Raw genomic sequence first — 21,777 nt, 5'->3', positions numbered from 1 at the left:
GCGGCCGCCGCGGAGATCGCGGGCGCCTCGAAGGTCCTGGTGGCCGAGGACGCGTCCCTGGGCCACCGGCTGGCGGAGAACACCGCGCAGCTGATCGCGAGCCTCGCCGAGTCGCATGAACATATCCTTGCCCCGGCCACGACGGATGCGAAGAACATCCTGCCGCGGGTCGCGGCGCTCCTCGACGTGATGATCCTGTCGGACGTGACAGCGGTGATCGACGGCGCGACCTTCGAGCGTCCGGTCTATGCCGGGAATGCGATCCAGACGGTGAAATCGAGCGATAACAGGAAGGTGGCGACGATCCGGACCTCGACCTTCGAGGCCGCCGGAACCCAGCCCGCCTGCGCGGTGGAGACGGTGGCCGTGCCGGGCGCGACGGATCTCGCCGAATGGGTCGAGGACAAGCTGGCGGAGAGCGACCGTCCCGAGCTGACCTCGGCGAAGATCGTGGTCTCGGGCGGGCGCGGCGTGGGCTCCGAGGAGAGCTTCGCGATCATCGGCGCGCTGGCGGACAAGCTGGGCGCGGCGGTGGGTGCCTCGCGCGCGGCGGTCGACTCGGGCTTCGCGCCAAATGACTGGCAGGTCGGGCAGACCGGCAAGGTGGTGGCGCCGGATCTCTACATAGCGGCGGGGATTTCCGGGGCGATTCAGCACCTTGCGGGGATGAAGGACTCGAAGGTCATCGTCGCGATCAACAAGGACGAGGAGGCGCCGATCTTCCAGGTCGCCGATTACGGGCTGGTCGCCGACCTCTTCGACGCGGTGCCGGAGCTGGAAAACAGCCTGTGACCCGCACGGGCGGGCCGCAGCGCCCGCCCGGACCTGGCCCCCTCAGTCCGCCGAAACTGCGGCATGGATCATCTCCGGCACAGCCGCCGCCCGCCTTTCCTTCATGTCCACCGCCAGAAGGCAGGTTTCGCAAATCGCGACCGGCCGTCCAGAAGCGGTCCTCAGGAGATGGGCACTGATCCAGGATTTTCCGCCCGCCTGCACGATCCGAGACTCCATCCGGAGGAGTTCACCGGCGCCGCAGGACGACAGCGGCCGGTGGCGGAGTTCGACGAGCATCCGGCCGATGCCGGTCTTGCGGACGGTCTCGCGCCGGAACCCCACATCTTCCATGTGCTGGTGGGACCCGGTTGCCAGCCTGGCGATCTGTGCTTCGAAGCAAAGCGTTCCGTCTTCGCCGAGCTCGTCGCGGCGGACGGGCCCGAGTTCTGCCGGGCTGTCCCCGCTCTGCGCGACCTGCCACGGCGCAACCTCGATCCCGGCGAGCCCCCGCGACAGGACCAGCCCTTCCAGGTCCCGCGGCAGATCGGGCAGGTCCGGCACGTGCGGTCCCGCCTCTTCCAGCGCCGTGGCGGCCACCCTGCCCTCGCAGACCATGACATGCGCCACCGCCCCGCCTTCGGCCAGACAAGAGCGGATTTCCAGCGCATCGCCCTCCTTCAGCTCGCGGTGAAAGCGCAGGTGACGCCAGCCCGGCGGCGGCGCGCCGGGCCGAACCTGGCCTTCCTGCGCCTCCAGGACCGACCGCGCCGCATCGAAGCTGCGGCAGTAGAACCGCGTGTTCCAATGGCCGTTGAAATCACATTCCCAGCTTTCGACCCGAACGTGCAGGGTCGGGCGTACGGCTGTCATCGCCTCTGGTCCCGCCTGCTCACGCGGCGGTGCCGCCGCAGCCTCATTCCGCAGCCAGCGCCGCGACGCTTTCCGGAGGCAGGCCGATGCTCTTCAGCTCGAAGAAGGGGTCGAACCCTTCGGCTCCCGCCTCGCGGCCGAGGCCCGAAGCCTTCACCCCGCCGATCGGCGCCCGGAAGCCCACGCCGCTGCCGTTGATCTCCACCACCCCGGTCTTGATCCGCGCGGCGATCTCCAGCCCGCGTCCGGGATCGGCTGTGAAGACCGAGCCGTTAAGACCATAGGGCGAATTGTTGGCGATCGCGACCGCTTCCTCCTCATTCGCATAGCCGATGACCGACAGGACCGGACCGAAGATCTCCTCCTGCGCGATGGTCGCGTCCGGAGTGACTCCGTCGAACAGGGTCGGGCGCACGAACCAGCCGCGCTCCAGCCCCTCGGGCCGCCCGCGGCCGCCGCAGACCGCGCGGGCGCCCTCCTCCAGGCCCTTGCCGATATAGCCCGCGACCCGCTCCATCTGAACGCGCGTCGCCATCGGCCCGATCTCGGTCGCCGGATCGTTCGGATCGCCAACCGGCATGGTGCCGATCATCGCTGCCAACGCGTCTACCACCTCGTCCCTGCGGCGGGCGGAGACGAGAATCCGCGTCTTCAGGCTACAGACCTGGCCGGAATTGCGCAGCGATCCGACGCGAAGCGAGGCCACGACCGAGGGGAGATCGGCATCGTCGAGGATCAGAGCGGCCGACTTGCCGCCGAGTTCCAGCGTGATCGGCCGGAGCATCTCGCCGCAGCGCGCCGCCAGGTGCCGCCCGGCGCCGGTCGAGCCGGTGAAGGACACTTTGTCGACACCCGGATGCAGCGCCAGGTACTCGCTGGTCTCGCGCCCGGCGGGCAGGATGCTGACGACGCCGTCGGGAAAGCCCGCCTCGGCGATCATCTCCCCCAGCAGGTTGCCCGAAAGCGCGGTCTCCGGCGAGGTCTTGATGATCATCGTGCAGCCGGCGAGCAGCGCCGGGCCCATCTTCATGGTCAGCGACATCAGCGGCGCGTTCCACGGCACGATCGCCGCCACCACACCCTTGGGCTGGCGCAGCACCAGAGCATGCGCCTCGGCGGAGCTGCGCAGCTCGCGCAGCGGCAGCTCCCGGGCGATCTCCATGAAGGCGTCGAGCATGCGGATCGGCAGCAGCGCCTGCTGCGTGCGGGAAGCGGTGATCGGACTGCCCATCTCCGCGGTGATGACCTGGGCAACCTCCTCCAGCCGGCGCTCCATCACCGCGCGGAGCCGCGCCACCGCGGCAATCCGCTCGGCCATCGCCATGCGCGGCCAGGGGCCCGTATCGAAGGCGCAGCGCGCCGCCGCGACGGCACGGTCCACATCGGCCGGGGCCGCGGCGGCAATCCCGGCGATCACCTCTTCGGTGAAAGGCGAGACCACGGAGATCCGCTCGCCTCCCGACGGGAGATGCCATTCCCCGCCGACAAAGAGGGCATTGTCATGCGCGTTCCAAACCATCGGCAGATGTCTCCTCAAATCTCGCGGTCCGGGCCCGGCCGTGATGTGCCGTAGCGCCCCTGCCTTGACGGCACATCACGTGGCCATCGCCGGAAGCGGCACAGGCGCGCTGCGCCCGATATCCGGTCCCGCCCATGAGTGCATCCATTTCCGCCGCCTGGCGAGGCCCGGTCCGCAGATTCTCCGGTCTCATAGGAGACACCTATCCCCTTTCGAGGTCCGACCATTGCCAGGCGCCGAAGGCCAAACCGGCCCATCCCGAAAACCTTTGGTGCCGCGCCGCGAAACTCCGGATCTTCGCCTGCTTTTCCGAATCTCCGGCGCACTGTTTCCGCATACCTTGCGGCTGAGGCCTTTCCGGCGCCCTCTGGTCCGAGCCACGTCCTGCTGCCATCCCTGCGCAGGTCCCCCCATGAATACCCAAAGTTAATTCACTGACATATTGTGACTTTCCACTGATCCCGGCGCGCGACGGCAGGTTTGCTCCGCGGGCGGCGACGGTCCGCCTGCCGGGCCGTGCCAGACAGCCCATCGGTTTTCCTTGACCAGCCATAGGCTTTTGCGGCGCCCGCGGAAATTGACGGAGAGGGGGCGGTCCGTGGTTACTTAGGTCCATACGAAGCGATGCCCGAGGCTTGGCATTGCCGAATGAAAAGACCGATGGGCGAGAGAATGAAAACAAGCATAGTTGGCCTGGGACAGACGGAGTTTTCGAAGAATTCCGGACGCAGCGAGCTGAAGCTTGCCACCGAGGCGATCCTGGCCGCGCTGGAGGATGCTGGGCTGGAGGTCGACGACATCGACGGACTGGTCCGCTACACGTGGGATCACACCAGCGAGGCGACGATCGTCAATGCGCTCGGCATCAAGGCGCTGAAATACTACGGCGAGACCGAGTTCGGCGGCGTCAATTGCTGCGGGGCGGTGGCCCAGGCCTCGGCCGCGATCGAGGCGGGGCTCGCGTCCTGCGTGGTGTTCTACCGGGCGCTGAACGCGCGCTCCGGCGTCCGCTTCGGCCGTGGCGAACGGGTGCTCGAAGAGGTCGATGGCGGCCTCGTCACGCGCCAGCCCGAGCCCCCGGGCGACATCTATTCCGCACCCTTCGGACTGCTCGTCCCCGGCCAGCACCACGCGCTCTATGCCCAGGCCTATGCCGGGCATTACGGGCTCGATACCGAGGCTATGACCGAGATGCTGGGCGCGATCGCGGTGACCCAGCGCGGCTATGCCAACGGCAATCCCCGGGCGCTGCTGCATGACCGGACGCTGTCGATGGAGGAGTACCGCGCGGGCCGGGTGATAAGCACGCCGCTCAGGATCTACGACTACTGCCTCGAAACCGACGGGGCGATGGCGATGGTCATCGTTTCGAGGGAACGGGCGCGCAGCCTCGGCGCCAAGGCCGTCGACGTCCTGGCCGCCGGGCAGCACATCTTCCCCGGCTCGGTGCCGATGTATCTCTATGCCGCCGACACCCACAGCCTGGCGCCCGAAGCGGTCGGCCGCGAGCTCTTCGGCAAGGCCGGGCTCTCGGCCTCCGACATCGACCTCGCGATGATCTACGACGCCACCTCGATGATGGTGCCGATCGCACTGGAGGATTTCGGCCTGATCGGCCGCGGCGAGGCGCATGACTTCTTCACCTCCGGCGGCCACGGCCCGGGCGGAACGCTACCGGTCAACACCCATGGGGGGCTCCTGTCCGAGGGGTATTTCCACGGGCTCAACACGATCGCCGAGGGGGTCCGCCAGCTTCGCGGCGAGTCCCACAACCAGGTCTCGGCGGAAACCGCTCTCGTCACCCTCCGCGGGGCAAGCTCTATGGTTCTGGGACGCGCATGACTGTTATCCGACCCTCCGAAGACTATCTCGACCAGCCGTTCTGGACGCATCTCGCCGCCGGGACGCTGCATCTGAGCAGCTGCGATGACTGCGGCAAGGCACATCATCCGCCCTCGCCGATCTGCCCGCACTGCCGTTCGTTCAACACCGGCTGGAAACCCGCCTCGGGGCGGGCGACGCTGAAATCCTTCACCGAGGTCCGCCATCCGGTGCACACGCTCCTCGAGCCGTCCGTGCCCTATGTGGTGACGCTGGTCGAACTGGAGGAAGGCGTGCGCATGGTCAGCGGCCTGCCGCCCGGACACGAGGCCGAGCTGCGCGTCGGCATGGCCCTCGAATGCACGGTGATCCGCCACGATCCGCGCTTCGCCCTGCCCTATTTCCTTCCCGCCCCCGAGGCGGAGCAACCCGACACCGCCTGAGCCCGCAGCGCCGCGTGCCATCTTGCAGAGGTCCCCATGCAGAACAACAGACCCCTCAAGGGGATCCGGGTACTCGATCTCGGATCCTTCATTGCCGGCCCCTATGCGGCCGAAATCCTCGCCATGCTCGGTGCCGAGGTGGTCAAGGTCGAGCCGACCCATGGCGGCGACCCGTTCCGCCGCGGCGAAGGCACCGGCAGCCCGTATTTCGTCCAGGCCAATGCCGGCAAGAAGAGCCTTGCCGTCAACCTCAAGGCCCCCGAGGGCTGCGCGCTGGTCAAGTCGCTGCTGCCGCGCTTCGACGTGTTCATCGAGAACAGCCGTCCCGGCGTGATGGAGCGGCTCGGCCTCGGGCCCGAGGCGGTGCGCGCCATCAACCCGTCGATCGTCTATGCCTCGGCCTCGGGCTTCGGCGATGGCGGCCCGTGGCGCGACCGCGCCGCCTATGACACGATCGGCCTGTCGATGAGCGGCTTCCTGTCGCTGATGAGCGACGAAAACCGCAACCAGCTGGCAGGGACCTGCATCGGCGATCTCACGACCGGGCTGGTCTGCGCGCTCGGCATCGCCTCCGCCCTGGTCGGCCGCGAGCTCGATCCGGCGCGCGGCGGCTCCGAGCTGAAGACCTCGCTGCTCGAAGCCATGTCGACCATGACCGTCGACGCACTGACCCAGATGTTCGAGACCGGCGAGCGGCCACACCGCGAAAGCCGCCACCCGGCGGCGAACAGCTTCTGCGTCAGGACCTCGGACGGCAGCTGGATGACCGTCCACCTGTCCTCGCCGCAGAAATTCTGGATCGCGTTCCTCGCGGCCATGGACAACCCTGAGTTCGGCGAGGACCCGCGCTTTGCCACCTATCCCGACCGGCGCGCCCACTATTTCGCGCTGCGCCCGCTCGTGGAAGCGGAATTCCTGCGCCATGACCGCGCCGAATGGGAGCGCCGCCTGGTCGCGGCCGACGTGCCCTTCGCACCGGTCGTCACCATCGACGCGCTGCCCGGCAACGAGCAGATGCAATGGCTCGACATGTTCGAACCCGCCCGCCCGGACGGCCAGCGCCTCTTGCGTGCGCCCTGGCGGATCAACGGCGAGCGGCCGGGCAAGCCGGACGACGCCCCCGATATCGGCGCCCATACGCGGGAGATCGCGATGGAAGTGCTCGATGCCCAGACGATCGAGGCGCTGGTCGCTCGCGGCGTGCTGGCCCAGGCCTGAAGCGGAAGACGGAAGAAGAGACGATGACGAAGACTCCGGTATGGCTGAGCGCCGAAGAGGCGCTAACGCGGGTGGACAGCGGCATGTCCGTGCTGTTCCCGCATCTCAGCGCCGAGCCGCTGGTGCTGACCCGCGCCCTGTGGTCCCGTGCCGAAACCCTCGAGCGGCTGACGGTCTGCAGCGGCATGCTGCTGTCGGGCTACGGGTTCCTGTCCTCCCCGGCAGCACCGAAAGTGACCTTCAAGACCTGGTTCCTGCCCGGCACGCTGCTGCGCAAGACCACCGGCGACGTGAAGGCCGAGTACCTGCCGATGACTTGGGCGCAGACCGCGCGCTATCTCGACGAGACGCCCTTCGATGTCGGGCTGATTCAGGTCTCGCCCGCCGACACTGACGGCTATTACAGCGTCGGGCTGAACAGCACCGTGGTGCAGTCGATCCTGCGCCGCGCGAAGCTGGTGATCGCGCAGGTCAACCCGAAGGTGCCGCGCACCCGCGGCCCGTCGCGGATCGATCCGTCGCAGATCGACATCCTGGTCGAAGCCGAGGAGCCGCTGGCCGAGTTCCCGAACCGGCCCGGCGACGCGATCGACGAGACCATCGGCCGCCAAATCGCCGGGCTGATCCCCGACGGCGCGGCGGTCAGCTTCGGGGTCGGCGGCATCCCGCTGGCCGCGGCCGAGGCGCTGATCGCGCGCGGCGCGCGCGGGCTGCGGCCGTTCAACACCCTGACCGACCCGGTGATGAAGCTGATCGAGGCGGGCTGCGCCGCGGACGGCCTGCCCAAGGCCCATGCCGGCGACATCTTCGGCTCGCAGGCGCTCTATGACTGGGTGCACGAGAACGACGCGGTCGCCATGACCGAGGCGCTGCAGACCCACACGGTCGAGAGCTTCGTCGGCCGCAGCCCGGTGGCCTCGGTCAATTCCGGGCTGGAGATCGACCTCTACGGCCAGGTCAACGCGGAGACCATCGGCGGCCGCCAGTCCGGCGCGATGGGCGGGCTCGTCGATTTCGCGATCTCCGGTCAGCTCGCCGACAGCACCTTCATCCTCGGGCTGCGTTCGCGCACCAACAAGGGCAAGGCGCGGATCGTGCGGCGGCTCGACGGCGACATCGTCTCGGTCTCGCGCACCTTCGTCGAGACGGTGGTGACCGAGCACGGCGTGGCCTCGCTGCGCAACAAGACGGTCCGCGAGCGCGCCCGTGCCATCGCGGCCATCGCCCATCCCGACGACCGCGCCGCGCTGCTGGCCGAAGCGGAGACCCTGGCATGAGCAGCGCGGTCCTGGAGGAGAAGACCATGACGGACACCCCGAAACCTGGCCGCAGCCCCCGCAAGGTGATCATCACCTGCGCGGTGACCGGATCGATCCACACGCCCTCGATGTCGCCCCACCTGCCGGTGACGCCCGAGCAGATCTCGGATGCCGCGATCGGCGCCGCCGAGGCCGGCGCAGCGATCATCCACCTGCATGCCAGGAACCCGGTGACCGGGGTGCCAGACCAGTCGGTCGAGGCCTATACGAACATCCTTCCGGTCATCAAGCAGCGCACGGATGCGGTGCTGAACATCACCACCGGCGGCTCGACCACGATGACCACCGAGGAACGGCTGGCCCCGGCGCTGACCTACCGCCCCGAGGTCGCCTCGCTCAACATGGGATCGATGAATTTCGGCCTGTTCCCGATGCTGGCGCGGATGACCGAGTTCAAGCATGACTGGGAACGCGACTATCTCGAGGGCTCGAAGCACCGGATCTTCAAGAACACCTTCGAGGATATCGAGATGATCCTGACCCGCTGCGCCGACAACGGCACGCGGTTCGAGGTGGAATGCTACGATATCGGCCATCTCTATACCTGCGCGCATTTTGCCGATCGCGGGCTGATCAAGCCGCCCTTCTTCATCCAGAGCGTCTTCGGCATCCTCGGCGGCATCGGCCAGCATCCCGAGGACGTGATGCACATGAAGCGGACCGCCGACCGGCTTTTCGGCGACGACTACCAGTGGTCGGTGATCGGCGCGGGCAAGGGCCAGACCCAGATCGCGCTCCAGTCGGTGATGCTCGGCGGCAATGTCCGCGTCGGGCTCGAGGACTCGCTGTGGCTGCGCAAGGGCCGGATGGCCGAAAGCAATGCCGAGCAGGTCGCCGCCGCGCGCAAGATGATCGAGGATCTCGGGCTCGAGGTCGCGACCCCGGACGAGGCGCGCGAAATGCTCAAGCTGAAGGGCGGGCATGATGTCAACTTCTGACGATATCCTTCTGAGCCGCGAGGAGGACGGCATCCTGCGGCTGACGCTGAACCGCCCCGAACGGCGCAACGCGCTGAACGAGGCGCTGATCCTGGCGCTGACAGAGGCCTTCGCCGCCGCGTCCCGCAGACCCTCGGTGCGGGCGATCGTGCTCTCGGCCACCGGCGACAAGGCGTTCTGCGCCGGGGCGGATCTGAACCCGAATGCCGGAACCTTCGGCTTCGACTATGCCTCGCCGACCACCGCCTATGCCGAGCTGATGCGCCAGGCGCGGCGCGGCACGGTGCCGGTGATCGGCCGGATCAACGGGCATTGCCTGGCCGGCGGCATGGGGCTCCTGGCTATCTGCGACATGGCGGTGGCCGCCTCGACGGCGAAATTCGGCCTCCCCGAGGTCAAGGTCGGGGTCTTCCCGATGCAGGTCGCCGCGCTGCTCATGCCGCTGATGTCCGCCCGGAAATTTGCCGAGATGTGCTACACCGGCGAATTCCTCGACGCGGCGGAGGCGCAGGCGGCCGGGCTGGTCAACTACGTTGCCGATCCCGCCGGGCTCGACGCCCGCGTCGACGGGCTGGCGGCGACGGTGGCGGCGCGCTCGCCCACCGCGATCCGCCGCGGCAAGCATGCGCTCAACGCCATGGTCGGCATGACCCCGGAGCAGGCGATCGCCTACATGGAGGCGCAGATCGGCCTCATGCCGATGACCGAGGACGCGCAGGAAGGCATGGCCGCCTTCGCCGCGAAGCGTGCGCCGGTCTGGACCGGCAATTAACGGAGAGACCGGCATGAGCGACATCCCCGCCCGCATCCACATCGTCGAGGAAGGCCCGCGCGAGGGCTTCCAGGCCGAGCCGCCCGGCGTGCCCACCGCCGAAAAGATCAGGCTGATCGAGACACTGGCCGCCACCGGCGTGCCCGAGATCGACTGTGCCTCCTTCGTCAACCCGAAGGTGCTGCCGCAGATGGCGGATGCCCTCGGGATCGCCGAAGGCATCCGCCGCGAGCAGGGCGTGACCTACAGCTGCATGTGGCTTAACGACAAGGGATTCCTGCAGGCCGTGGAAAGCGGGCTCAACCTGCCCGCGCTGACCAGCGGCAGCGCCTCGGACACCTTCCTCGAGCGTAACAACCGCCGCACACCCGAGGCCCAGCTCGAGGGCCAGCGCAAGCTGCGCGCGCTCTATGACGCCCACGGCCTCGGCAGCGGCCCGGTCTATCTCTTCACCGCTTTCGGCTGCAACTACGAGGGCGAGATCCCGCAGGAGAAGGTGCTGGCGCGCGCCGCCGACCTGGTCGGGCTCTGCGAAGAGGCCGGATCGCCGCCCGCCTGCATCTATCTCTGCGACACGATCGGCGCCGCCGATCCGGGGCTGGTGCGCCGCCTCGTCGGCGCAGTGCGCGACCGCTGGCCGGACTATCCGGTGGCACTGCACCTGCACGACACCCGCGGGCTCGGCATCGCCAATGCCATGGCCGGGCTGGAACTGGGCGTGGCGCGCTTCGACGCCTCCGTCGGCGGGCTCGGCGGCTGTCCCTTCGCGGGCAATCCCGCCGCGGCCGGCAACATCGCCACCGAGGAGCTGGCGCTGCTCTGCGAGAGGATGGGCATCGAGACCGGCATCGATCTCGGCGCGCTGATCGACGCGGCCCGCCTGGCCGAGGAGATCGTCGGCCGTTCCCTGCCCGGCAAGCTGTCGAAGGCAGGCGTTTTCAATCCGCGCCGCTGAGGCGCGCCGCCGCGCGCCGCGCGGCACCGAATGACGGGGGAGGAGTATCCCATGAAGAAAAGCGATTTGCCCGCAGGCATCGAGATCACCGAGGAACGCCGCCAGATCGCGGACTCGGTCCGCCGCATCTGCGACGGGTTCGACGACGAATTCTGGCTGGAAAAGGAGCGCAAGCACGAGTTCCCGCACGAATTCCACAAGGCGATGGCCGATGCCGGCTGGCTCGGCATCACCATGCCCGAGGAATATGGCGGCGCGAACCTGGGCGTCACCGACGCGGCACTGCTGATGCAGACGATCGGCAATTCCGCCGGCGCGATCTCGGCCTGCTCGACGATCCACATCAACCTCTTCGGCCCCCATGCCATGGTCAAGCACGGCACCAAGGAGCAGAAGGACCGGATGATCCCGCCGCTGGTCGACGGTTCGCAGAAGGCCTGCTTCGGCGTGACTGAACCCGATGCCGGGCTCGACACCACGCATATCTCCACCCGCGCGGTGCGGCAGGGGGCGAACTACATCGTCCACGGCCAGAAGGTCTGGACCTCGACGGCACAGAATGCCGACAAGATCCTGCTCCTGACCCGCACCACGCCGATCGAGGACTGCCGCAAGCCGACCGACGGCATGACGCTGTTCTACACCGATCTCGACCGCGCCAAGATCGACATCACCCCGATCGACAAAATGGGCCGCAACGCCGTCAACTCGAACTCGATCTTCATCGACGGGCTGGTGGTGCCGGAGGAGGACCGCATCGGCGAGGAAGGCAAGGGCTTCAAGCTGCTGCTCGATAGCCTCAATCCCGAGCGCGTGCTGATTGCCGCCGAAGCGATCGGCGTCGGCCGCCGGGCGCTGGAGAAGGCCGCCGACTATGCCAACGAGCGCGTCGTCTTCGGACGCAAGATCGGCCAGAACCAGTCGATCCAGCACCCGCTGGCGCAGAGCTGGATGGCGCTCGAGGCGGCCGACCTGATGGTCTGGCATGCCGGCCGACTCTATGACAGCGGCCAGCCCTGCGGCGCCGAAGCCAATGCCGCGAAATTCCTGGCCGCCGATGCCGCCTTCGAGGCCTGCGACCGCGCGGTGCGCACCCATGGCGGCTTCGGCTATGCCAAGGAATACCACGTGGAGCGCTATTTCCGCGAGATAGTGCTGCCGCGGATTGCCCCGGTGACCCGCGAGATGATCATGTCCTTCATTGCCGAGCGCGTGCTCGAGCTGCCGAAATCGTACTGACGGGAGGAAGGACAGACATGGCATATCAGGGACGGCTTTCCGGGAAGACGGCGCTGGTCACCGGCGCCTCCTCGGGGCTGGGGCACCACTTCGCCGAAGTCCTGGCGCGCGAGGGCGCCGCGGTGACCGCCGCCGCGCGGCGCACCGACCGGCTCGAAGAGCTGGTTGCCGGGATCGTGGCGGCGGGCGGCAGCGCCCGCGCCGTGGCGCTCGACGTGACCGATCCGGCAAGCGTGGCGGCGGCCTTCGCGGGCTCCGCGCATGACATCGTCGTCAACAATGCCGGCGTCACGGTGGACGGCCCCGCGCTGAAGACCTCCGAGGAGGATTGGGCGCGGGTGATCGACACCGACATGACCGGCGTCTTCCGCGTCGCCCAGGCGGCGGCCCGCGCGATGACCGCCGCCGGACAGGGCGGCAGCATCATCAACATCGCCTCGATCCTCGGACTGCGCGTCGCCGGAAACCTCGCTGCCTATGCCACCGCCAAGGCCGGCGTGGTGCAGATGTCGAAAAGCCTGGCGCTGGAATGGGCGCGGCACGGCATCCGCGTCAATGCGCTCTGCCCCGGCTATATCGAGACCGACCTGAACCGCGATTTCTTCGCTTCCGATGCCGGGCAGGCGCTGATCCGCCGCGTGCCGCAGCGCCGTCTCGGCCAGCTTCGCGATCTCGACGGCCCGCTGCTGTTGCTTGCCTCGGACGAGAGCGCTTTCATGACCGGATCGGTGATCGCCGTCGATGGCGGCCACCTGGTCTCTTCGCTTTAGGAACACCCCATGGATTTCACCATTTCCCCCGAGGTCGAGGACTACCGCGCCCGGATCACCAGGTTCGTCGAACGCGAGCTGCTGCCCCTCGAGGAGGACCGCGCCAATTACGACCCGCACGAGAACATCCGTACCGAGGTGTTGAACGACATGCGCGCCCGCGCCAAGGCCGAGGGCCTCTGGTGCCTGCAGCTGCGGAAGGAGACCGGCGGCCAGGGGCTCGACAAGGTCGGGATGGCGGTCTGCTATGAGGAGATGAACCGCTCGATCTTCGGGCCGGTCGTGTTCAATTCCGCCGCTCCCGACGACGGCAACATGCAGGTGCTCGAAAAGGTTGGGACCGAGGCGCAGAAGGAAGAGTGGCTACAGCCGATCGTGCGCGGCGACGTGCGTTCGGCCTTCGTGATGACCGAACCGGCGCCCGGCTCGGGCTCGGACCCGGGCGGCATGATGCTGACCAAGGCGGAGCGCAAGGGCGGCAACTATGTCGTCCGCGGCCGCAAGTGGTTCATCACCGGCGCCGAGGACAGCGACCACTTCATCCTGATCGCCCGCACCTCCGACGATCCGCGCAAGGGGCTGTCGGCCTTCCTGCACCGCCGCAACACCCCCGGCTTCCGCATCGAGCGGCGGATCCCGATCATGGGCCCCGAGGAACATGGCGGCCATTGCGAGGTGGTCTACGAGGACATGGAGATCCCGGCGGAAAACCTGCTTATGGAAGAAGGCGACGGGCTGAAGCTGACGCAGATCCGGCTCGGTCCGGCGCGTCTGACGCATTGCATGCGCTGGCTGGGCCTCGCGAAGCGCAGCGTCGAGATCGCCAGCGAATACGCCCATAACCGCTTTGCCTTCGGCGAGCGGCTGTCGAAGCGCGAAAGCGTGCAGATGATGCTGGGCGATCTGGGCATGCAGATCGAGATCGGGCGGCTCCTGGTGATGAAGGCGGCCTGGGAGCTCGACCGCGGCGGCTATGCCCGCAAGGAGGTCTCGATGGCCAAGGTCCATGTCGCCAACGTGCTGCACAAGGCCGCCGACACCGCGATCCAGATCAACGGCGCGCGCGGCTATTCCAAGGACACGCCGCTGGAATGGATCTACCGCTATGCGCGGCAGGCGCGGCTCGTCGACGGCGCCGACGAGGTGCACAAGATGGTGCTGCACCGCAGTATCGAGAAGGAAGGCCGCGACTTCTGGAAATGGGCCCCGGGCGCGTGATGCGCCCCTGCCCCGCCCGCCGAGGAGGAGACAGGCGACATGAGTGCTGACATCGATTTCGACCCCGAACGGCTCCGGGGCTTTCTCGCGGAGAAGCTGGGCTCCGCCGGGGACATGGCGATCGAGCGGATCGCCGGCGGCCAGTCGAACCCGACCTATTTCGTCACCTGCACCGGGCAGGAAATGGTGCTGCGCAAGCAGCCCAACGGCCCGATCCTGAAGGGCGCGCATGCCGTCGACCGCGAATACCGCGTGCTCGAGGCGCTGCATCCCGCCGGGGTGCCGGTGGCGCGGCCGATCCTCTACCATGCCGATCCGGAACTGCTGGGCACGCCCTTCTACCTGATGGAGCGCGTCCATGGCCGGGTCTTCACCGACTGCGCGCTGCCCGAGGTGCCGAAGGAAGAGCGCAAGGCGATCTGGCTCGGCCTCGCCGAGGCCATGGCCGCGATGCACAAGGTCCGCCCCGACGAAGTCGGGCTCGGCGATTTCGGCCGTCCGGGCAACTATTTCGAGCGCCAGATCGCCCGCTGGTCGCGGCAATGGGAGGCCAGCCCCAGCGGCCCGATCCCCGAGCTCGACCGGCTCGGCGACTGGCTGCGGGCCAACCTGCCCCCCGATGACGGCGCGACGAGCCTTGCACATGGCGATTTCCGCATGGGCAACGTGATCTTCCACCCGACCGAACCGCGGGTGGTGGCGATCCTCGACTGGGAGCTCTCGACGCTGGGCCATCCGCTTGCCGATCTCGGTTTCTGCGTGCTGCCCTGGCATACCGGCCCCGAGGAATACGGCGGCATTCTCGGGCTCGACCGCGAGGCGCTCGGCCTGCCGACAGAGGAAGAGTTCGTCGCGCGCTACATGGCCTGCGCGCCGGGCACGCCGCCGCTGCTGACCTTCCATAAGGCCTTCGCGCTCTACCGCTTCTCGGTGATCTGGGTCGGCATCGCCGACCGGGTCCGCCAGGGAACCGCCGCCGGGGCGGATGCCGCGCGCCACGGCTCCATGGCCCAGCGGCTGGCCGCCCGCGGCATCGACGTAATCGAGGGCCTGCCCGCGCTCTGAGCGCGGCAGGTCCGTCACGACAGGAACAGGCAGAGACAATGACTAATGTAGTTCTGGTATCCGCAGTCCGCACCGCGGTCGGAGATTTCGGCGGCGCCCTGGCCGGGATGACCCCGACCGAGATGGGCGTGATCACCGCCAGGGAGGCGATCGCCCGCGCCGGGATCGACGCCGACGTGGTCGATCAGGCCTTCTACGGCAACGTGATCCACACTGAGCCGCGCGACATGTACGTCTCGCGAACCATCGCCGTCGGCGCTGGCGTGGCCGAACGCGCGCCCGCCCTGACCGTCAACCGGCTCTGCGGCTCGGGTCTGCAGGCGATCGTCTCGGGCATCCAGGCGCTGCGGCTGGGCGAGGCCTCGATCGTGCTGGCCGGCGGCGCGGAAAGCATGAGCCGCGCAGGCTACCTCATGCCGGGAATTCGCTGGGGCCAGAAGATGGGCGAAACCCAGGCGATCGACATGATGACTGCGGTGCTGACCGACCCGTTCGGCAACGGCCACATGGGCGTCACTGCCGAGAACGTCGCCGAGAAATACGGCATCGGCCGCGAGACTCAGGACGCCTTCGCCGTCGAGAGCCACCGCCGCGCCGCCGCCGCCATCGAGGCGGGGTTCTTCAAAGGCCAGATCGTTCCGGTCACGCTGAAGAACCGCAAGGGCGAACAGATCTTCGACACCGACGAACATGTCCGTCCGGGCGCGACGCTCGAAGACATGGCAAAACTGCGCGCGGTCTTCAAGAAGGACGGCAAGGTCACCGCTGGCAATGCCTCGGGGATCAATGACGGCGCCTCTTCGGTGATCCTGATGACCGAAGCGGCGGCGGCGGCGCAGGGCGCGGCGCCGATGGCGCGGGTACTGGCGCATGGCCATGCCGGGGTCGATCCGCGCTACATGGGCATCGGACCGGTCCCGGCCATGCAGGTCGCGCTGGAGCGCGCCGGGCTGACGGTCGCCGATCTCGACGTGATCGAGTCGAACGAGGCCTTCGCCGCCCAGGCCTGTGCCGTCGCGGCCGAGCTGGAACTCGATCCGGCCAAGGTCAACCCCAATGGCGGCGCAGTCGCGCTTGGCCATCCGATCGGGGCCAGCGGCGCAATCATCACGACGAAGCTGCTGCACGAACTGGTGCGCACGGGCGGGCGCTACGGCGCAGCGACCATGTGCATCGGCGGCGGCCAGGGTATAGCGCTGATTGTCGAGAACCTAGCGCGATGAGCGCCCGGCCCGCGGCCTGTCCCGGCCGCGGGCCGGAACGCACGGAAGATGGTGGCCGAACCTACCCTGCTCGTCAAGGAGGGCACCGGATGCCACCCCGCCGCTGCGGCGGGATGCAGAAGGATGGGGTATGGCCAATCGCGGCGCCGGAGCGCCCGGACATTCGTTCCGCCGCGCCACCCGCTGGAGTGCGCGGCGGTTGGCAGCCACCCGGCCTCCGCATTGGCAGGCCTTGTCGGGAGGCACGCCACGTTGTCGGGATCCGCGCAACGGCTGCCTACAGTGCAAAGACCCCGGCATCCGCCATAGCCTCGCTACGTCCCGCCGGATGGATTCCGCAACCCCTGAGCATAGCGCTCGCGGTCTGCGTCCCGCAAATGCCCTGAAGGACACCGCCCTCGCTGGTACTAGAGTGCTCCCGCATGGAGGACATCGCCCCGACCGCTCTGGCCTATACCGGCAAACGGCCTTTCGCCGCGCCATGCGAGAAACTCGGACCCGCCTGCGTTCCGGGCCAGACGGCACCTCCCGCTGCGTCCCTGCCCCGGCGCTCCCGGGAAGACCACGCCCGGCTGCTCCATTCCGAACCACCAAGGAGAGAGACCATGGAAGACCTTGATTTCTACCGCGCTGTTCCGCAATTCGCCCGGCTACGCAAGGACGTGCTCTATGACGATGTCTGGATGCAGCCGGAGCTGTCGCCGCGCGACCGGAGCCTCGTCACTTGCGCCATCCTAGGCGCGCTTGGCAAGAATGCAGAGCTCGAGGCGCATATGAAGAAGGCGATCGGCAACGGCGTCTCTCCCGACGAGCTGCGCGGCCTCGTGGTGCAGCTGGCCTTCTACGGCGGCTGGCCCTGCGGCGTGAACTCCGCCAAGGCGGGGCTGGAAATATTCCAGGCCGACATGAAGGCCGACATGGACGGGGAAGCCTGAGCCCATCCAAAATCGCAGAGCCAGGATAGCCCGTGCGGGCTGTCCTGGCTCCGGAACCGAAGCGACGCCCGCTCGCCACCTGGGAGCGAAGCGGCGGGCGGGCATCATTCGGTGGCAGGTGGGGACCTCAGAAGGACGGCGCCCCCGCGGTAATGCCGCCATCGACGCAGAGCACCGTTCCGGTCACGTAGCTCGCATCATCCGAAAGCAGAAATGCCGCAGCAGCGGCGATCTCGGAGGGCTGGCCCTCGCGCCCGATCGGATGCGCCTTGCGGATCCGCGCAAGATTCCCGGCATCCTCCATCATGCCCGAGGTCATCGCGGTCGCGATCATCCCCGGCGCGATGGCGTTCACCCGTACCTTGCTGGTCGCCATCTCGAGCGCCGCCGAGCGTGTCAGGCCGATCACGCTGTGCTTCGACGCGACATAGGCCAGGCGGTTCGGCACCGCCTCGATCCCAGCCTGGGAGGAGATGTTCACGATCGATCCCGCCCGGCTGTTTTCCGTGGCATAGCGGCAGAAGGCCTGGCAGGTGTTGAAGCTGCCCTCGAAATTAACCGCCATATTGCGGCGCAGGATCTCGTGGCTGGTATCCAGGATGTTGCCGACGCCGCGGATGCCTGCCGAGTTCAGCACGCCGTCGAGCCCGCCGAACCGCGCTACCGCCTCGGCAACCACTTCTGAGACCCGGTCCGGTTCGGAGACATCCGCACCGAAGGCTGCGGCCATGCCCTCCGCCGCCCCGGCATCCTCCAGCGTCTTCCGGGCGGCCGCCGCATCCAGATCCACCGCCGCAACCTTGCAGCCTTCCTCCAGTAGCCGCCTGACGCAGGCCGCGCCGATCCCCGACCCGGCGCCGGTAACGATGAAGGCCTTGCCCTCAAGTCCTCGCATGTTCACTCCTCCTGGCCCCTCCGGGCTCTCTGCATCCCGCCGCAAGGCTTAGCCTCCGGCGAATTCCTTTTCGGTGACCGGCTCCATCCAATCGACGGCGCTGCCGTTCTCAGCCTCGGTGACGGCGACATGCGTCATCCCGGTGTCCGGCCCGGCGCCATGCCAGTGCTTTTCGCCCGGCCCGAACCAGATGGTGTCCCCGGCCCGGACCTCCTCCACCGGCCCGCCGCACGTCCCGACACGCCCGCAGCCACCTGTGACGATCAGGAGCTGGCCGACCGGGTGGGTGTGCCAATGCGTCCGTGCGCCGGGCTCGAAAGTGACGAAGCCAGCCGCCAGCCGCGACGGCTGTGCCGCATCGAGGATCGCCTCGCGCCGGACGGAGCCGGAGAAGCTCCTGGCGGGTCCAGGCGCCGCCGGGCGGCTTCCGTTTCGTCTTATCTCCATGGCGGCCCCGCGTTCCTCGCTGCGTTCGTCTATCGGACATAGTCTAGCCGACTGGCGCCCCGGCTGGACCGGTACCTTTGCCATGGCCACTTATAGGTTATCGCTATGGCTTGTGGCATCTCGCTTGGCTTAGCAGCGCCTGTTTGCCTGCGGCGCGAAGCTGCGCTCTTCCCCAGTACGGCAGATGGAGATGAGCGGCCGGACTTCTTTGGTTGCCGCCCGTGATGCGAGAAGTTTCCGTCCCTACCGGTGTGTGATCGAATGCGGTCGTCTTCCAGGCCTCGATGTGCGGCGCTTTCCAGAAGCCGCGGGCCAGCATGGTGATCAGCGGATCAGGTCCAAATCTTGGGGCCGAGCTCGCAGCTCGAAGTCCGGCCATGGTTCTCCCAATCCAGATCTGTTCGATCATTTCGCCATTCAGGTCGTCGCCTTCTCACCCCCCCCTTCGCACCGGTTCTGGCCGTTCACGACATGAGGGTCATGCCGCGGTCAGCGCCGGATCCCTGTAATCTTCGCCCTTCGTCAGCATGGCCCAGATCTGTCGCGCCATCCTGTTCGCCAGCGCAATGCCGACCAGCATCTTCGGCTTCCTGGCCAGCATCCGGCCGGTCGCTCTCCGCAAGCACTTTGGCCCCCGCGCGTCCCGTGATCCGCGTCATTGCGCCGATGATCATGAGCCGCCGGATGTCGATCTGCCCGGCTTTCGACACCCGGCCGAGCCTGTCCTTGCCGCCCGAGGAATGCTGGCGCGGCACGAGACCCAGCCAGGCCGCGAAATCCCGGCCGCACGTGAACTGCGCCATGTCCGGCAAAAAGGCCTCGACTGCCAGCGCGGTCAGCGGACCCACGCCCGGCATTGTCTGAAGTCTGCGCGCCATTTCCGTCAGCGCTGCCAGAGTTTTCAGCTTCGCGGTCCTTTCGGAACAAGTTGCCGCGCGCCATCGAAGTTGTCACATTCACCGACGGCGTCGCCCAAGCTGATGCCAATGAAAGCCGCGCCGCCTGATCAAGCCGCGTCACCTAAATTCAGCCATAGCTCTGGGTCATGACATTTCCTTTCTTGTCATGTCGCACAGCTCCCACGGCTCCCTAGCAGTCATGCAAAGTCTACGCTCGGGACAGGCCCGGCGCGGTGCTCTCGGACGCGGGATGCAACTCGTGCCTGCTCACCGAGCTTCCCTGCCCTGTTCAACGATCGAGAAGCCCGAGCCGGAACACCACAATGCCCTGTCAACCTGCGACCTCAGACCGGGCGTCCCTCTCGTTCTGCCGCTTCGCGGGTCAGCGCCGCCATGCGGTAGAAACCATGGACCATTTTCGAATAGGGCATCAGCAGGAAGAGTGTCAGAACGCTGCCCAGGTGCACCGGGAGCAGCCATCCCACAGCCGATGTCCCCCTTCGGCATTCCAGCCGCCATCAGGTGGCGGTCGCGTCGGCACATCGCCAACTGGCCCTTCCAGGGCATGTAACGGACCTCCTGCGACAGGGCCTCGATCCAGTCGAGCAATTTGCGGCTGACGCCGTCCAGCATCCGGTCGCTCCAGCTCCCCTCGATGAGCACCCGGTGAATACGCCCTTCTTCGCCTTGGAGGCAGAGATTTCAGACCGATGGAGGCGGCCTTGGCCGCCTCGCGGCCGATCACCTTTCGGCGACTTCGATCGTCACCGTGAACTCGCCGGTCTGTCGCTCGAAGAAGCCCGGGTCTCCCTCGTAGGTCCCCAGCACGACGGCACCGGGCCAATGTCGAAGTTGGCCATAGTAGAAACCAAGATTGCCCGACGGGACATAGAGCGCAATGTCGCCCGGCCCAGGCGCCGCGCCCAGTTCGGTCCCTTCGGTGGAAAGCGGCGGCTCTAGATGCGTGACCTTGGTGTCGAACCCGCCGCCTCCGGGGTGCTCTCCGAATGTCACGGTCATGGGCAAACGGTCGGACAGCCTCTGAGCCATCGTGGTGCTGTTGAGGTGCCCTTCGAAGACTGTATCGCCCACGATGATGCGAATGGGTGTTTCCCCGGCGTCCTGAGCAAGACCGGCCGAGGCCGTCAGTACCGTTCCCGCAGACAGTGCGAGTGCCGCTAGGGCGCTCTTATATTTAGTTGAGTTCATAGTTCCTCCGAGATAAGCGCGTTTGTCTTGCGCAAGACCGCTGTCAGCCAGAGCGCGACCCGAAGCAGATCGGCTACTTGAAAGCTCTTTCGGACTGATCGACATTGCCTGCCTTGCCCAATAAATCTGCGCATGGAGGTCCTTGGTTCCAGCCCCCCGGATTCGTCGCTGCCATGAACTCAGATCATGAATTCGGATATTCCACGACCTCTGCAGGCTGCTAGTTTTCGAAAGCTTGAACGGGAGAGTGACCTATTGCGCTCTTCGGGACGGGCCTAGCCGTGAGGAAACCACGATGTCGCGAATGAAAAGGGATGAGCTAGGAGATCTTGCGGTCTTCATGGCCGTTGCCGAGGAGTGCAGCTTTACCCGGGCGGCAACGCGCATGGGAGTGTCCCAGTCTGCCATCAGCCACACCGTCCGGAGGCTCGAGGGCTCCATCGGCGTCAAACTGCTGAACCGCTCGTCCCGGAAGGTGACGATAACCGATGCGGGGGAAAAGTTGCTCGCGGCGTTGCGTCCCGGCTTCGGTCAGGTCGAGGCTCGCATCGAGGAGCTTCGTCTTCTTGGCGACGCCCCGAAGGGCCTGATCCGCGTCACAACCGGGCGCGCGGCAGCCAGGACTGTGCTCTGGCCGGTCGTCAACCAGCTCGTGAGGGACTATCCGGAGATCTGCGTCGAGGTCAGCACCGACCCCAAGCTGGCCGACCTGACCGAGGACAGGTTCGACTGCGGCATCCGGCTGGGGGAATATGTCGGGCCGGACATGATCGCCGTCCGGGTCGGCCCCAGGATCCGTCTGGCTGCGGTTGGCTCTCCCGAGTATTTCAAGAAATACCCTGCTCCGCAGCACCCTTCAGAACTGGACGACCACCGTTGCATCGCCCTGCGCTTCAACGTGCATGACGCTCCCTACGACTGGGAGTTCGAGAAAGATGGCGAGGAAATCGTCAAGCGGATCTCGGGACCTTTCATCTTCAATGACAGCACGATGGCCATCGACGCGGCTCGGATGGGGCATGGCATCTGCTTCGTGACCGAGGCGGAGGTCTCGGAGGACATCGAGGAGGGCAGCCTTCGCCGCGTTCTGACGGACTGGTGCCCGGAATTCGAAGGCTTCCACCTGTTCTATGCGGGCCGCAGGCAAGTCACCTCGGCCATGCGGCTGCTGATTGATCGGCTCAGGTATCGGGAGTGACGCAAGGCGTCAGATGAATGCCGGGGGCATCCTGCCAGCCCGGGGGCTGG

Annotated in this window: 22 protein-coding genes; 15 read left to right on the top strand and 7 right to left on the bottom strand. The window is 67.3% G+C overall.

Translation table 11 applies throughout. The features are described 5' to 3' along the window. Positions 1-792, top strand: a 792-nt coding sequence (locus FGX59_RS27570; protein ID WP_138470391.1) for an electron transfer flavoprotein subunit alpha/FixB family protein, incomplete at its 5' end; no start/stop codon positions are given. Positions 793-834: 42 nt separating this feature from the next. On the opposite strand, the gene FGX59_RS27565 is transcribed toward FGX59_RS27570, so the two are convergent. Together FGX59_RS27565 and FGX59_RS27560 are read right to left on the bottom strand one after the other, a co-directional pair. Beyond that, positions 835-1,644 carry a thioesterase family protein gene (locus FGX59_RS27565; RefSeq protein WP_370296344.1) on the bottom strand — a complete coding sequence of 270 codons (810 nt, stop codon included), beginning with the start codon at positions 1,642-1,644 and terminating at the stop codon, positions 835-837. A gap of 43 nt (positions 1,645-1,687) precedes the next feature. Beyond that, positions 1,688-3,163 carry an aldehyde dehydrogenase gene (locus FGX59_RS27560; RefSeq protein WP_138470387.1) on the bottom strand — a complete coding sequence of 492 codons (1,476 nt, stop codon included), beginning with the start codon at positions 3,161-3,163 and terminating at the stop codon, positions 1,688-1,690. A 672-nt stretch (positions 3,164-3,835) separates the two neighbouring features. On the opposite strand from FGX59_RS27560, the gene FGX59_RS27555 reads away from it, so the two are divergent. The 13 genes from FGX59_RS27555 to FGX59_RS27495 all read left to right on the top strand — a co-directional run bounded on the left by FGX59_RS27555 (position 3,836) and on the right by FGX59_RS27495 (position 17,079). Continuing rightward, positions 3,836-5,005 (top strand): lipid-transfer protein, encoded by a 1,170-nt coding sequence (locus tag FGX59_RS27555; protein WP_138470385.1) that lies wholly within the window; start codon positions 3,836-3,838, stop codon positions 5,003-5,005. Next, a complete protein-coding gene (locus FGX59_RS27550) occupies positions 5,002-5,427 on the top strand; it encodes a Zn-ribbon domain-containing OB-fold protein (RefSeq protein WP_138470383.1) in 426 nt (141 codons plus the stop codon). The genes FGX59_RS27555 and FGX59_RS27550 overlap by 4 nt, the downstream gene beginning before the upstream one ends. A 36-nt stretch (positions 5,428-5,463) precedes the next feature. After that, positions 5,464-6,645: a CaiB/BaiF CoA-transferase family protein gene (locus FGX59_RS27545; protein ID WP_138470381.1), complete on the top strand. Its 1,182-nt coding sequence runs from the start codon at positions 5,464-5,466 to the stop codon at positions 6,643-6,645. 23 nt (positions 6,646-6,668) lie between these two features. Then, on the top strand, positions 6,669-7,922 hold the full coding sequence (locus FGX59_RS27540; protein ID WP_138470379.1) for an acetyl-CoA hydrolase/transferase family protein: 1,254 nt from the start codon (positions 6,669-6,671) through the stop codon (positions 7,920-7,922). Between the two features lie 26 nt (positions 7,923-7,948). Further along, a complete protein-coding gene (locus tag FGX59_RS27535) occupies positions 7,949-8,902 on the top strand; it encodes a 3-keto-5-aminohexanoate cleavage protein (RefSeq protein WP_138470403.1) in 954 nt (317 codons plus the stop codon). Then, positions 8,886-9,674, top strand: coding sequence for an enoyl-CoA hydratase-related protein (locus FGX59_RS27530; RefSeq protein ID WP_240722761.1), 789 nt, complete (start codon positions 8,886-8,888; stop codon positions 9,672-9,674). The genes FGX59_RS27535 and FGX59_RS27530 overlap by 17 nt, the downstream gene beginning before the upstream one ends. A gap of 13 nt (positions 9,675-9,687) precedes the next feature. Beyond that, positions 9,688-10,629 (top strand): hydroxymethylglutaryl-CoA lyase, encoded by a 942-nt coding sequence (locus tag FGX59_RS27525; protein WP_138470377.1) that lies wholly within the window; start codon positions 9,688-9,690, stop codon positions 10,627-10,629. Positions 10,630-10,680: 51 nt separating this feature from the next. Then, positions 10,681-11,868 (top strand): acyl-CoA dehydrogenase family protein, encoded by a 1,188-nt coding sequence (locus tag FGX59_RS27520; RefSeq protein ID WP_138470375.1) that lies wholly within the window; start codon positions 10,681-10,683, stop codon positions 11,866-11,868. 17 nt (positions 11,869-11,885) lie between these two features. Then, on the top strand, positions 11,886-12,638 hold the full coding sequence (locus FGX59_RS27515) for an SDR family oxidoreductase (protein WP_138470373.1): 753 nt from the start codon (positions 11,886-11,888) through the stop codon (positions 12,636-12,638). Positions 12,639-12,647: 9 nt separating this feature from the next. Then, positions 12,648-13,856, top strand: a complete 1,209-nt coding sequence (locus FGX59_RS27510; protein ID WP_138470371.1) for an acyl-CoA dehydrogenase family protein — start codon at positions 12,648-12,650, stop codon at positions 13,854-13,856. A 39-nt stretch (positions 13,857-13,895) separates the two neighbouring features. Further along, entirely contained in the window at positions 13,896-14,921 is a 1,026-nt protein-coding gene (locus FGX59_RS27505; protein WP_138470369.1) for a phosphotransferase family protein, read from the top strand. 38 nt (positions 14,922-14,959) lie between these two features. Beyond that, a complete protein-coding gene (gene bktB / locus FGX59_RS27500; protein WP_138470367.1) occupies positions 14,960-16,144 on the top strand; it encodes a beta-ketothiolase BktB in 1,185 nt (394 codons plus the stop codon). A 605-nt stretch (positions 16,145-16,749) separates the two neighbouring features. Then, positions 16,750-17,079 (top strand): carboxymuconolactone decarboxylase family protein, encoded by a 330-nt coding sequence (locus FGX59_RS27495; protein ID WP_138470365.1) that lies wholly within the window; start codon positions 16,750-16,752, stop codon positions 17,077-17,079. A 127-nt stretch (positions 17,080-17,206) separates the two neighbouring features. Here FGX59_RS27495 and FGX59_RS27490 read toward each other — a convergent pair whose 3' ends face one another. From FGX59_RS27490 to FGX59_RS27475, 5 genes are all read right to left on the bottom strand, one after another. Continuing rightward, entirely contained in the window at positions 17,207-17,974 is a 768-nt protein-coding gene (locus FGX59_RS27490; protein ID WP_138470363.1) for an SDR family NAD(P)-dependent oxidoreductase, read from the bottom strand. 48 nt (positions 17,975-18,022) lie between these two features. Beyond that, positions 18,023-18,421: a cupin domain-containing protein gene (locus tag FGX59_RS27485; protein ID WP_138470399.1), complete on the bottom strand. Its 399-nt coding sequence runs from the start codon at positions 18,419-18,421 to the stop codon at positions 18,023-18,025. Positions 18,422-18,885: 464 nt separating this feature from the next. Next, positions 18,886-19,269, bottom strand: a complete 384-nt coding sequence (locus FGX59_RS27480) for a transposase (RefSeq protein WP_370296341.1) — start codon at positions 19,267-19,269, stop codon at positions 18,886-18,888. 395 nt (positions 19,270-19,664) lie between these two features. Then, positions 19,665-19,805 carry a hypothetical protein gene (locus FGX59_RS37820; protein ID WP_171060858.1) on the bottom strand — a complete coding sequence of 47 codons (141 nt, stop codon included), beginning with the start codon at positions 19,803-19,805 and terminating at the stop codon, positions 19,665-19,667. A gap of 256 nt (positions 19,806-20,061) precedes the next feature. Then, complete coding sequence (locus FGX59_RS27475) at positions 20,062-20,529, bottom strand: cyclophilin-like fold protein (RefSeq protein WP_138470361.1); 468 nt, start codon at positions 20,527-20,529, stop codon at positions 20,062-20,064. Between the two features lie 295 nt (positions 20,530-20,824). Between FGX59_RS27475 and FGX59_RS27470 the strand changes: the two genes are divergently transcribed. Next, the gene (locus FGX59_RS27470) at positions 20,825-21,727 is read left to right on the top strand and encodes a LysR family transcriptional regulator (protein ID WP_240722759.1); all 903 of its coding nucleotides are present in this window, start codon (positions 20,825-20,827) and stop codon (positions 21,725-21,727) included. The last annotated feature ends 50 nt before the right edge of the window (positions 21,728-21,777 follow it).

The sequence above is a fragment of the Poseidonocella sp. HB161398 genome (assembly GCF_005870025.1).
GTDB lineage: Bacteria > Pseudomonadota > Alphaproteobacteria > Rhodobacterales > Rhodobacteraceae > Mangrovicoccus.
The sequence above is the reverse complement of the archived record's forward strand: the minus strand, read 5'-3'. Positions and strand labels throughout refer to the sequence as shown.

What these genes read in the sequence shown, in the direction of transcription:
- FGX59_RS27565 (WP_370296344.1), bottom strand. Translation starts at nt 1,644, where the DNA reads ATGACAGCCGTACGCCCGACCCTGCACGTTCGGGTCGAAAGCTGGGAA.
- FGX59_RS27560 (WP_138470387.1), bottom strand. Translation starts at nt 3,163, where the DNA reads ATGGTTTGGAACGCGCATGACAATGCCCTCTTTGTCGGCGGGGAATGG.
- FGX59_RS27555 (WP_138470385.1), top strand. Translation starts at nt 3,836, where the DNA reads ATGAAAACAAGCATAGTTGGCCTGGGACAGACGGAGTTTTCGAAGAAT.
- FGX59_RS27550 (WP_138470383.1), top strand. Translation starts at nt 5,002, where the DNA reads ATGACTGTTATCCGACCCTCCGAAGACTATCTCGACCAGCCGTTCTGG.
- FGX59_RS27545 (WP_138470381.1), top strand. Translation starts at nt 5,464, where the DNA reads ATGCAGAACAACAGACCCCTCAAGGGGATCCGGGTACTCGATCTCGGA.
- FGX59_RS27540 (WP_138470379.1), top strand. Translation starts at nt 6,669, where the DNA reads ATGACGAAGACTCCGGTATGGCTGAGCGCCGAAGAGGCGCTAACGCGG.
- FGX59_RS27535 (WP_138470403.1), top strand. Translation starts at nt 7,949, where the DNA reads ATGACGGACACCCCGAAACCTGGCCGCAGCCCCCGCAAGGTGATCATC.
- FGX59_RS27530 (WP_240722761.1), top strand. Translation starts at nt 8,886, where the DNA reads ATGATGTCAACTTCTGACGATATCCTTCTGAGCCGCGAGGAGGACGGC.
- FGX59_RS27525 (WP_138470377.1), top strand. Translation starts at nt 9,688, where the DNA reads ATGAGCGACATCCCCGCCCGCATCCACATCGTCGAGGAAGGCCCGCGC.
- FGX59_RS27520 (WP_138470375.1), top strand. Translation starts at nt 10,681, where the DNA reads ATGAAGAAAAGCGATTTGCCCGCAGGCATCGAGATCACCGAGGAACGC.
- FGX59_RS27515 (WP_138470373.1), top strand. Translation starts at nt 11,886, where the DNA reads ATGGCATATCAGGGACGGCTTTCCGGGAAGACGGCGCTGGTCACCGGC.
- FGX59_RS27510 (WP_138470371.1), top strand. Translation starts at nt 12,648, where the DNA reads ATGGATTTCACCATTTCCCCCGAGGTCGAGGACTACCGCGCCCGGATC.
- FGX59_RS27505 (WP_138470369.1), top strand. Translation starts at nt 13,896, where the DNA reads ATGAGTGCTGACATCGATTTCGACCCCGAACGGCTCCGGGGCTTTCTC.
- bktB (WP_138470367.1), top strand. Translation starts at nt 14,960, where the DNA reads ATGACTAATGTAGTTCTGGTATCCGCAGTCCGCACCGCGGTCGGAGAT.
- FGX59_RS27495 (WP_138470365.1), top strand. Translation starts at nt 16,750, where the DNA reads ATGGAAGACCTTGATTTCTACCGCGCTGTTCCGCAATTCGCCCGGCTA.
- FGX59_RS27490 (WP_138470363.1), bottom strand. Translation starts at nt 17,974, where the DNA reads ATGCGAGGACTTGAGGGCAAGGCCTTCATCGTTACCGGCGCCGGGTCG.
- FGX59_RS27485 (WP_138470399.1), bottom strand. Translation starts at nt 18,421, where the DNA reads ATGGAGATAAGACGAAACGGAAGCCGCCCGGCGGCGCCTGGACCCGCC.
- FGX59_RS27475 (WP_138470361.1), bottom strand. Translation starts at nt 20,529, where the DNA reads ATGAACTCAACTAAATATAAGAGCGCCCTAGCGGCACTCGCACTGTCT.
- FGX59_RS27470 (WP_240722759.1), top strand. Translation starts at nt 20,825, where the DNA reads ATGTCGCGAATGAAAAGGGATGAGCTAGGAGATCTTGCGGTCTTCATG.